The 8,901-nt window shown below is 64.8% G+C and carries 11 protein-coding genes and 1 pseudogene; 1 reads left to right on the plus strand and 11 read right to left on the minus strand.

What is annotated here, in order from left to right; genetic code table 11:
* From ACK5L9_RS20475 to ACK5L9_RS20490, 4 genes are all read right to left on the minus strand, one after another.
* On the minus strand, positions 1-918 hold a 918-nt coding region (locus ACK5L9_RS20475; protein WP_416913303.1), incomplete at its 3' end, for an FAD-dependent oxidoreductase.
* 99 nt (positions 919-1,017) lie between these two features.
* Positions 1,018-2,316 carry a sensor histidine kinase gene (locus ACK5L9_RS20480; protein ID WP_416913304.1) on the minus strand — a complete coding sequence of 433 codons (1,299 nt, stop codon included), beginning with the start codon at positions 2,314-2,316 and terminating at the stop codon, positions 1,018-1,020.
* Positions 2,316-2,978: a response regulator transcription factor gene (locus ACK5L9_RS20485; RefSeq protein ID WP_416913305.1), complete on the minus strand. Its 663-nt coding sequence runs from the start codon at positions 2,976-2,978 to the stop codon at positions 2,316-2,318. The genes ACK5L9_RS20480 and ACK5L9_RS20485 overlap by 1 nt, the downstream gene beginning before the upstream one ends.
* Entirely contained in the window at positions 2,979-3,302 is a 324-nt protein-coding gene (locus tag ACK5L9_RS20490) for a PepSY domain-containing protein (protein WP_416913306.1), read from the minus strand.
* Between the two features lie 137 nt (positions 3,303-3,439).
* Between ACK5L9_RS20490 and ACK5L9_RS20495 the strand changes: the two genes are divergently transcribed.
* Positions 3,440-4,195, plus strand: coding sequence for a hypothetical protein (locus ACK5L9_RS20495; protein WP_416913307.1), 756 nt, complete (start codon positions 3,440-3,442; stop codon positions 4,193-4,195).
* Between the two features lie 39 nt (positions 4,196-4,234).
* On the opposite strand, the gene ACK5L9_RS20500 is transcribed toward ACK5L9_RS20495, so the two are convergent.
* The 7 genes and pseudogenes from ACK5L9_RS20500 to ACK5L9_RS20530 all read right to left on the minus strand — a co-directional run.
* Positions 4,235-5,221 carry an ABC transporter substrate-binding protein gene (locus tag ACK5L9_RS20500; RefSeq protein ID WP_416913308.1) on the minus strand — a complete coding sequence of 329 codons (987 nt, stop codon included), beginning with the start codon at positions 5,219-5,221 and terminating at the stop codon, positions 4,235-4,237.
* 23 nt (positions 5,222-5,244) lie between these two features.
* Complete coding sequence (locus tag ACK5L9_RS20505; protein ID WP_416913309.1) at positions 5,245-6,087, minus strand: ABC transporter permease; 843 nt, start codon at positions 6,085-6,087, stop codon at positions 5,245-5,247.
* Complete coding sequence (locus ACK5L9_RS20510) at positions 6,084-6,947, minus strand: ABC transporter permease (RefSeq protein WP_416913310.1); 864 nt, start codon at positions 6,945-6,947, stop codon at positions 6,084-6,086. The genes ACK5L9_RS20505 and ACK5L9_RS20510 overlap by 4 nt, the downstream gene beginning before the upstream one ends.
* On the minus strand, positions 6,944-7,393 hold the full coding sequence (locus ACK5L9_RS20515) for a GNAT family N-acetyltransferase (protein WP_416913311.1): 450 nt from the start codon (positions 7,391-7,393) through the stop codon (positions 6,944-6,946). Before ACK5L9_RS20515 ends, ACK5L9_RS20510 begins: the two co-directional genes overlap by 4 nt.
* Positions 7,386-8,165, minus strand: coding sequence for an ABC transporter ATP-binding protein (locus ACK5L9_RS20520; RefSeq protein WP_416913312.1), 780 nt, complete (start codon positions 8,163-8,165; stop codon positions 7,386-7,388). Before ACK5L9_RS20520 ends, ACK5L9_RS20515 begins: the two co-directional genes overlap by 8 nt.
* The gene (locus tag ACK5L9_RS20525; RefSeq protein WP_416913313.1) at positions 8,162-8,617 is read right to left on the minus strand and encodes a hypothetical protein; all 456 of its coding nucleotides are present in this window, start codon (positions 8,615-8,617) and stop codon (positions 8,162-8,164) included. Before ACK5L9_RS20525 ends, ACK5L9_RS20520 begins: the two co-directional genes overlap by 4 nt.
* Positions 8,617-8,901, minus strand: a pseudogene (locus ACK5L9_RS20530) (dihydropyrimidinase); the annotation flags it as partial. The gene ACK5L9_RS20525 and the pseudogene ACK5L9_RS20530, both read right to left, overlap by 1 nt.

Genomic DNA, 8,901 nt, shown 5'->3' on the forward strand with positions numbered 1-8,901 from the left:
GACCAGCGTGACATGTTCCGCGCCCAACAATTTGGCCTGAACAGCGGCATCCACCGCCGTCATGCCGCCGCCGATCACCACCACGTCGCGCCCCACTGCCAGGTCGGCCTTGTCGGGGCTTTGACGCAGCTCAGAGATGAAATCCACGGCGTCGCGGACATTGCCGGTGCCCTCGCCCTCGGCCCGCAGCGCGTTCACCGCGCCAAGGCCGATACCCAGAAACACCGCGTCGAATTCCGCCTTCAGCTTGTCCAGCGTCAGGTCGCGGCCAAGGGCCTTGCCCGTCTGGATGGTGATTCCGCCGATGCCCAGCAGCCATTCGACCTCGGCCTGCGCAAAATTGCCCACCGCCTTGTAGGACGCGATGCCATATTCGTTCAGCCCGCCCGGCTTGGCCCGCGAATCAAAGATCACGACGTCATGCCCCTTGGCGGCCAGTCGATGCGCACAGGACAGGCCCGCCGGGCCCGCGCCCACCACCGCCACGCGCTTGCCCGTTGCCGCGCCGCGCCGGAAGGGATGGCCGTTCTGCGCCATCAACCCGTCCGTCGCGAAACGTTGCAATGCGCCGATCTCGACCGGCTGACCCTCGGCTTCTTGCCGGACGCAGGCACCTTCGCACAGGTTTTCGGTCGGGCAGACGCGGGCGCACATGCCGCCAAGGATATTCGAATGAAAGATTGTCATCGCTGCCGTATCAGACGTGCCGGTAGCGATCTGGCGAATGAACAGCGGGATGTCGATCGCGGTGGGGCAGGCCGTCACGCAGGGCGCGTCATGGCAGAAATAGCAGCGATCCGCCGCGATTCGCGCCTCGTGCGCGCCAAGCGGCGGTGCGATATCGACAAAGTTCCGCGCAAGTTCGTCGGCGCTGAGACGGCCGGGAACCACGCCCGGCGACAGTCTGGCTTGGGACATCGATGTCTCCTGGCTCAACCATTTGGTCAGCATCAGGCTGACACAGGTGAATTATTTTATCAAACGGTAAAATACAATTTCGGCAAAACTGCCTAAAAATCAGGCAGGAAGTCGCAAAATCGCAGCCAACCCCCCTGTTTCGGCACGCTCAAGGCGCAATTCGCCGCCATGCAGCGCAGCCAGATCGGCGACGATTGCCAGCCCCAATCCTGCGCCCGGAGGACCGTTTTCGTCAAGCCTGGCCCCGCGGATCAGGGCGCGCGGTGCGTCGGTTTCGGCCATTCCGGGGCCGTCATCCTCGATCCGCAGGGTCAGTTGGCCTTCGGTGGCGTGCGCGTGAAAGGCCAGCCGGGTCCGTGCCCATTTCACGGCGTTTTCGGCCAGATTGCCGATCATTTCTTCAAGATCCTGCCGTTCGCCCGCAAAGCTGACGCCGTCGGGCGCGTCGATCCGGGCGCGCAGGCCCTTGTCCTCCATCGGGCGGCGCAGGACCAGCAGGATGTCGTCGATCACCGGCGCGACCGGGGTGCGCTGCCCCAGAACGCGCGGCGTGGCCGAGCGCGCGCGCCGCAGGTGCCAGCCGATCAGCCGGTCCATCCGGGCGATCAGTTGCTGGCCCGAATGGTCGAGCGGCAATTCGTTCGACAGCACCGACAGCGGCGTTTTCAGCGAATGCGCCAGATTGCCCAGATGCTGACGGGCGCGGACCAGCAGGGTTTCGTTCTGGTCCAGAGCCGCGTTGATTTCCGCCGTCAGGGGGCGCAGTTCGGACACGTCGGGCAGGGGGATCCGCTCGGCCTTGCCGGCGCGTACCCGGCGCAGATCGGCCCCCAATCGGTCAAGACTGCGCAGCCCCGCCGTGACCTGAATGGCGCTGGCCACGGCCAGCCCCAGCCCCAGCACGATCAGCGACACGGCCAGCGGGCGGCGGATCTGGCGGATGCTGCGAAAGATCTGGCGATAGGGGGCGGTGACGGTGATCGCGATCAGCGCGTCGCTGTCGGGGATGGTCATCTCGCGCCGCATCACCCGCAAGGGCGCGCGATCCGCGCCCCGTCCGCGCCCGCCGACATAGTCGCCCGCCGGGCTGTCCATCCGTCCGTCAAGCAGCGAATGCGAGCGCGCGATGACCCGGTCATCGGCGCTGACCTGCCAGTACCAGCCGCCAAGCGGCAGGCCGAAACGCGCGTCGGGGGGAATGCCCTTTACCGTGATACGGCCATTGGCATCGGTATCGATGGTGGCGGCCAACGCATCGGCGACGGCGCTGGTTTCGGCGTCAAAGCGCCCGGTCACGAATTCATCCAGCAGGTGAGAGATGAACAGGAACGCCCCCAACAGCGCGACTGTGATCCAGACCGCCGCCAGCCCCAGCAACCTTCCCCGGATCGAGCGCATCAGCCCTCCGCCAGCAGCACATAACCCTCGCCGCGCCGGGTCTCGATCACGCCATCGCCGACCTTCCTGCGCAACCGTCCGATGACAACCTCGATGGATTTGAAATCGCGGTCGGTATCGGCCTCGTACAGATGTTCGGACAGTTCGGTGCGACTGACGATGCGGTTCTGGTGGTGGATCAGATAGGACAGGATGCGGGTCTCGAAGGCGGTCAGTTTCAGCGCCATGCCGTCGCGGGTGATGACGCCAAGCTGGCTGTCCAGCCGCAGCGGGCCCGCCACGATCACCGTGCGGGCGTGACCGGCGGCACGGCGGATCAGGGTCTGGGCGCGCAGCACGACCTCGTCCAGGCGAAAGGGCTTTACGGCGTAATCGTCTGCCCCGGCGCGAAAGCCCGCGACCTTGTCAGTCCAGTCGCCCCGCGCCGTCAGGATCAGCACCGGCATGCCGATGCCCTGATCGCGCCAGCGGGTCAGAACCTCGATTCCCGGCAGGCCGGGCAGGCCCAGATCCAAAATGGCCACGTCATAGGTTTCGGTGGCACCCAGAAATTCCCCCTCGGCACCGTCTCCGGTGCAATCCGTCACAAATCCCGCATCCTGCATCGCGCCGGCAAGCTGGCTGGCAAGTTTCGGGTCATCCTCGACTATCAAAGCACGCATTCAGTCCTCGTCATCGTTCTTGCGCCACGCCGCGACCAGACCGCGTCCCGCGACTTCAAGAAACCGCCCGGTTCGCGCGTCCAGCCGGATCCGCAGCAGGTTGCGCTGCGGCGTGACCAGACGGAATTCATAGACCAGCGCCGCGCCCAGACCGGCTTCCTCGGGCTTTGGGCGGTCGGTCCGCGCGCCGATCAGCCGCCCGGCAAAGCGTTCCTCGACCCGTTCGGCCAGTTCGTGATAGGGCAGTGGCCGGAATTCCTCGGCCGCCGTATGCAGGGCGGCAAGCAGGGTCAGAACGGTCAGGATCAAGGCTGGATGGCGCATGAGAGGTATTTATGCCCATCGGAACCCAAATGGAAACCAAACGGGCTGTTGGCGTTTGGTTCGGCAAGCGGTGGTTAGAACATGATTCGTCCAATGGGGCACAGCGCCCCGTTCAGGTTCACAGAAAGGAAGTTTCCATGCGCAATCATGTTCCGGGTCTTTCGGCGGTGTCGCTGGTCCTGTTGTCGGGGCTTGCAGCTCCGGCTCTTGCACAGGACGCGGCGGCACCCGATCTGCCTGCGGCGCTGAACGCGCTGAATTTGCAGAATGTCGAGATCGACCAGACCCGCCGGGGCGGTCGCAAGGTCGAGGGGGATCTGCCCGACGGAGGCGAGATCGACGCCTTTATCGACAGTCAGAACAATGTCATGATGGTCGAAGCCGACGATGTCGCCATGCCGCAATCGCTGGTCGAGGCGCTGTTGCCGCAGGCGGTGCGCGACAATGACATCATGTCGCAATTCGCCATCATCGACCGGATCGGAGGCCGCGACGGGCGCTTTATGGTCGGGGGCGAGAATGCCGATGGTCAGGAGCTGCGCGCCGGTTTCGACGCTGACGGTCGCCTGCTGCGCTTTGGCGGCGAGGATGACAGGCGCGGGATGCGCGGTCATCGCTGGGGCCGGGGTGATCACGGCAGGATGATGGGCAAGGGCGACTGGGGCCATGGGTTCCGCAGCGGCAAGGGCGGTGGCCGTATGGGCGAGGGGCAGATGCCGCCCATCGATACCGGCCCCGCGATCCAAAGCCTGAACGGGGCGGGCTACAGCGAGCTGTCGTCCCCGCGTCCCGCAGGTTTCCGCATGCTGATCGATGCCACCAACCCGGCGGGCGAGGCGGTGACGGTCGAGGTCGATCCCTCGGGCCAGGTGATCCGCGAGACCGCGCGCTGACCGGCGGGCGGGGGGCACCCGCCCCCCGCCGCCTTCGCGTCAGTTCAGCGCCTTGTCGGTGATGTCATGCGTCCAGGCACCTTCGGGGGCCTTGGAAATCACCGGGTCGGATCCGCCCGACAGCAGCGTATCGACGGTGCGCTGATAATCGGCTTCGTCCAGCGCGCCATTCGATCCTGCGGTCAGCTTGGCAACCTCGCCCATCATGAATTGCTGATGCGCCAGGGTCTGCGCGCCGGTCTCGTCATTGTCGATGACGATCTGGGCGGCCTCGTCAGGGTTTTCCTCGGCATATTTCCAACCCTTCATGCTGGCCCGGACAAAGCGCGTCAGCTTGTCCACCATCGCCGGATCCTGCAGGGTCTGTTCCAGCGTGTACAGCCCGTCCTCCAGCGTGGCGACGCCCTGATCCTCGTATTTGAATGTCACCAGATCGTCGGGGGTCAGCCCGGCATCCAGAACCTGCCCGTATTCGTTATAGGTCATGGTGCTGATGCAGGCGGCCTGCTTTTGCAGCAGCGGATCGACGTTGAAGCCCTGTTTCAGCACGGTGACGCCCTCGGGGCCGCCCTCGGTGGACAGGCCCAGATGGTTCATCCAGCTGAGGAACGGGTATTCATTGCCCGAAAACCAGACCCCCAGGGTCTTGCCCTTGAAATCGGTCTTTGGGTCGGTGATGCCGGTTTCCTTCAGGCAGGTCAGCATCATCCCCGAGGATTTATAGGGCTGCGCGATATTGACGATGGGCAGGCCCTTTTCACGCGCGGCCAGCGCTGCGGGCATCCATTCAACCGTCACATCCGCGCCGCCCCCGGCCAGAACCTGTGTCGGCGCGATGTCCGGGCCACCTGCCTTGATGGTGACGTTCAGATCCTCTTCGTCATAGAACCCCTTGTCCTTGGCGACGTAATATCCCGCGAACTGGGCCTGCGTGACCCATTTCAGTTGCAGCGTCAGGTCGTCCGCCGCCTTGGCCGCGCCGGCCATCAGGGCAAAGGCCGCCGCCGAAAGCATCAGGTTCTTCATGCGTCACTCTCCTGTTGGGGGCGTCAGCCCCGGTGATTGCGCTGCGATGGGTGCCAGAACGTCACCCGCCTTTCGATCAGCGCGACAAGCCCATAAAACAACGATCCGGCGATTGCCGCGACAAGAATTTCAGCCCAGACCAGCGGCAGATCCAGCCGGCCCACAGCGGTCGAGATGCGAAACCCCATGCCTCTGGTCGGACTGCCGAAAAATTCGGCGACAATGGCCCCGATCAACGCCAGCGTGGTGGTGATCTTCAACCCGTTGAACAGAAAGGGCATGGCGGCGGGCATGCGCAGTTTCCACAGCGATTGCCAGTAGGGCGCGGCCCATGTCGCCATCAGGTCGCGCTGCATCGCGTCGGTCGCGGCCAGTCCCGCGACCATGTTCACAAGGATGGGAAAGAACACCATCACCACCACCACCGCCGCCTTGGACTGCCAGTCAAAGCCGAACCACATGACCAGAATCGGCGCGATGCCGACAATGGGCAGGGCGGCAACGAAATTGCCGATGGGCAGCAACCCGCGTTGCAGAAACGGGCTGCGGTCAATGGCGATGGCGGTGGCGATGGCCGCGCCCGCGCCGATCAGCCAGCCCGATAGCGCGCCTTTCAGGATGGTCTGCACGAAATCGGTCCACAGAATGCCGGTATTCGTCGCAAAGCTGGCCGCGATCCGGCTGGGCGCGGGCAGGATCACGCCGGGAACGTTGTAGATGCGGGTGATCATCTCCCACAGGATCAGGATCGTCGCGCCAAAGATCAGCGCGACCAGAACCCGCGTGGCCCGTGTGTCGAACCGTGCCAGCCAGGTGTTCAGCCCCCATGCGGCAAGCCATGCGGCAATGATCGGCAGCGCGCTCATCGCGCCAGCCCCATGCGGCGCAGGGTTACGGTCTCGATCCGGCCGATGATCATGACCAGCGCGGCGGCGAGGGCGGCAGCGGCGAACAGCGCAGCCCAGATCTGCACCGTTTGCCCGTAATAGCTGCCCGACAGCAGCCGCGCCCCCAGCCCCGCCGTTGCGCCCGCAGGCAATTCGCCGACAATCGTGCCGACCAGCGCGGCGGCCACCGCGACCTTGAGGCTGGCGAACAGATAGGGCATCGAACTGGGCAGCCGCAGCCGCCAGAACACCTGCGCGCCCGACGCGCTCCAGCTACGCATCAGGTCCATCTGCATGGCGTCGGGCGTCCGCAGCCCCTTGACCATGCCGACAAGGACCGGAAAGAACGACAGCCACGCCGCGATGATCGCCTTGGGGAAAAGCCCGGTGATCCCGGCGCTGGCAAAGACCACGATCACCATCGGCGCAATGGCAAGGATAGGCACGGTCTGGCTGGCCACGGCCCAGGGCATGACCGACTGATCCATGGCCCGGTTATGCACGATCCCCACGGCCAGCAGGATGCCTGCAAGGCTGCCGATGGCGAAGCCCGCCAGTGTCGCCGACAGCGTGACCCAGCCGTGATAGATCAGGCTGCGCTTGCTGGTGATCTTTTGCCCCGCGATCCCGTCCCACAGGCCCTTGGCGACCTGATGCGGCGCGGGCAGGACGGGGCGGTCCTGCGTCAGGGTGCGGGCGACGAACTGCCCGGTTGTCAGGGTCTCATCTGCCCGTGCCGCCTGATCGCGCACCCATGCGGAGTTCATCCCGGTGGCCGCCAGATACCAGACGACAATGATGGCCAGCAGAACGGTCAGGATCGGCAGTGCCTTCCTCATGTCGTGCCGCCCCATGTCAGGCGCGTGACCGGCAGCCCGTCGTCATCCACATCCTCGCCGGCGACCTGCAACCCCTCGCGCAGGTAGAAACGCAGCGCATCGCGATTGGCCTTCCAGACGGTCAGTGTGAACCCGTCAGCCGCGCCGGCCTTGACCGCATCCAGCAGTTTTTTCCCGATCCCCTTTCCCCGCGCGGCCGGCGACAGATACAGCGCCGGCAGAGAGCGGGTCTTGGGGTCGAAGGACGCATAACCTGCAATTTCGCCGTCCCGATCAGCGACCAGCACGTATCGCGATGTCAGCAGGTCCGGCGAAAACGCGGCCGCAATGTATTCGGGTGCCTGCGCACGGGGCAGCCAGCCGGTCGCGTCGATATAGGCGTTGATGATGGCTGCGCAGGCGGGCAGATCGGCGACCGTGGCGGATCGGATCACCGCGTCAGTCATAGCTGTGCCATTCGCGCAGCTCCTCGCGGACCTCATGGGCCAGCGCGATGAATTCCGGCGTGTCGCGAATATCCAGCGGCCGTTCGGCCGGAAGGGGACTTTCGATGACCCGCGTGATGCGGCCGGGGCGGGGTGACATGACGACGATCCTCGTCGACAGATACACGGCCTCGGGGATGGAATGGGTGACGAAACCGATGGTCTTGCCGGTCTTGCGCCACAATTCCAGCAGCGCCTCGTTCAGCCGGTCGCGAACGATCTCGTCCAGCGCACCAAAGGGCTCGTCCATCAGCAGGATGTCGGCGTCGAAGGCCAGCGCGCGGGCGATGCTGGCGCGTTGCTGCATCCCCCCCGACAACTGCCACGGATACTTGCCGCCAAACCCGCCCAGATCCACGAGTTCCAGCACTCGGGCGATTCGTTCCGCGCGATCCGCCTTTGAAAATTTCATGATCTCAAGTGGTAGAGAGATATTCCCCGAAATCGTCCGCCACGGATAAAGCCCCGCCGCCTGAAACACATAACCATAGGCCCGCGCCTTCCGCGCCTGATCCGGGGTCATGCCGTTCACGGTCAGACTGCCACCGGTCGGTGTCTCCAACGCCGCGATGGCGCGCAGAAAGGTCGTCTTGCCGCAACCCGAAGGGCCGATAAAGCTGACGAAATCGCCCTGGTTCACGGTCAGGTTCACGTCCTTCAAGGCATGGACCGGGCCATCGGCGGTCTGGAAGGTCAGATTGATGTTGTCGGCGAGGATGACAGCAGCGGTCATGGCAGGGCCTCGGCCGGGATGTTGTGATAGATCAGATAAGCTAGGGACAAACCGACCGTGATCAGCAGCGGCAGGGCAAGTACGGTTGTCGAGATCGGGATATCCCCGAATGCGCGCGGCACCAGGACGGACCGCGCCAGCCAGACAGCGTTTAGCCAACCGATGATGGCAAGCGGAACGGACGCGACCATCGCAGCAACTCGTTCTCGCTCAAGTCGTCGGCACAGCGTGACAGCGAGGCTCCAGGCCGCCAATGATGGCAGCAGAGAGCGCGCTGTCGCGCCAACCGCAACAAATATTGCGACTTCGAGCCAGCCGTAGGGAAGGCGGGCACCCGAAACCTCTGCGTGGATCAAGGCTGCGACCATGGTCAGGGCCCTCGAGAGGACAGCACTGCCGAAGAAGAGCACAGGCCACCTCCAGTCGATTTGCAGGCGGACCAAAAGTTCCATCAAACCCCGCTTGCCGGAATGCCCGACCGCTGTACCGGCCTTGGGGCGGTCAGTTCCTTCCAGGCCGACAGCGCCCGGTTCACCTGACCGCGCGGCTCTCGGGCGACGAATTCGCCGTGGCCTTCGTGGCTGTCCACCTTGCCTTCGCGCACCGCAACCACGCCGCGGGTCAGGGTATATCGCGGCAGGCCCTTGACCTGCTGCCCCTCGAACACGTTGTAGTCGATGGCGGATTGCTGGCTGCCTGCGGTGATGGTCTTTTCCGCCTGCGGATCCCAGACCAC

This window comes from Paracoccus sp. (in: a-proteobacteria), from assembly GCF_047973135.1.
GTDB lineage: Bacteria > Pseudomonadota > Alphaproteobacteria > Rhodobacterales > Rhodobacteraceae > Paracoccus.

Coding starts and splice junctions, on each gene's coding strand:
- ACK5L9_RS20495 (WP_416913307.1), top strand. CDS start 3,440: ATGCGCAATCATGTTCCGGGTCTTTCGGCGGTGTCGCTGGTCCTGTTG.
- ACK5L9_RS20505 (WP_416913309.1), bottom strand. CDS start 6,087: ATGAGCGCGCTGCCGATCATTGCCGCATGGCTTGCCGCATGGGGGCTG.
- ACK5L9_RS20480 (WP_416913304.1), bottom strand. CDS start 2,316: ATGCGCTCGATCCGGGGAAGGTTGCTGGGGCTGGCGGCGGTCTGGATC.
- ACK5L9_RS20500 (WP_416913308.1), bottom strand. CDS start 5,221: ATGAAGAACCTGATGCTTTCGGCGGCGGCCTTTGCCCTGATGGCCGGC.
- ACK5L9_RS20485 (WP_416913305.1), bottom strand. CDS start 2,978: ATGCGTGCTTTGATAGTCGAGGATGACCCGAAACTTGCCAGCCAGCTT.
- ACK5L9_RS20490 (WP_416913306.1), bottom strand. CDS start 3,302: ATGCGCCATCCAGCCTTGATCCTGACCGTTCTGACCCTGCTTGCCGCC.
- ACK5L9_RS20510 (WP_416913310.1), bottom strand. CDS start 6,947: ATGAGGAAGGCACTGCCGATCCTGACCGTTCTGCTGGCCATCATTGTC.
- ACK5L9_RS20520 (WP_416913312.1), bottom strand. CDS start 8,165: ATGACCGCTGCTGTCATCCTCGCCGACAACATCAATCTGACCTTCCAG.
- ACK5L9_RS20515 (WP_416913311.1), bottom strand. CDS start 7,393: ATGACTGACGCGGTGATCCGATCCGCCACGGTCGCCGATCTGCCCGCC.
- ACK5L9_RS20525 (WP_416913313.1), bottom strand. CDS start 8,617: ATGGAACTTTTGGTCCGCCTGCAAATCGACTGGAGGTGGCCTGTGCTC.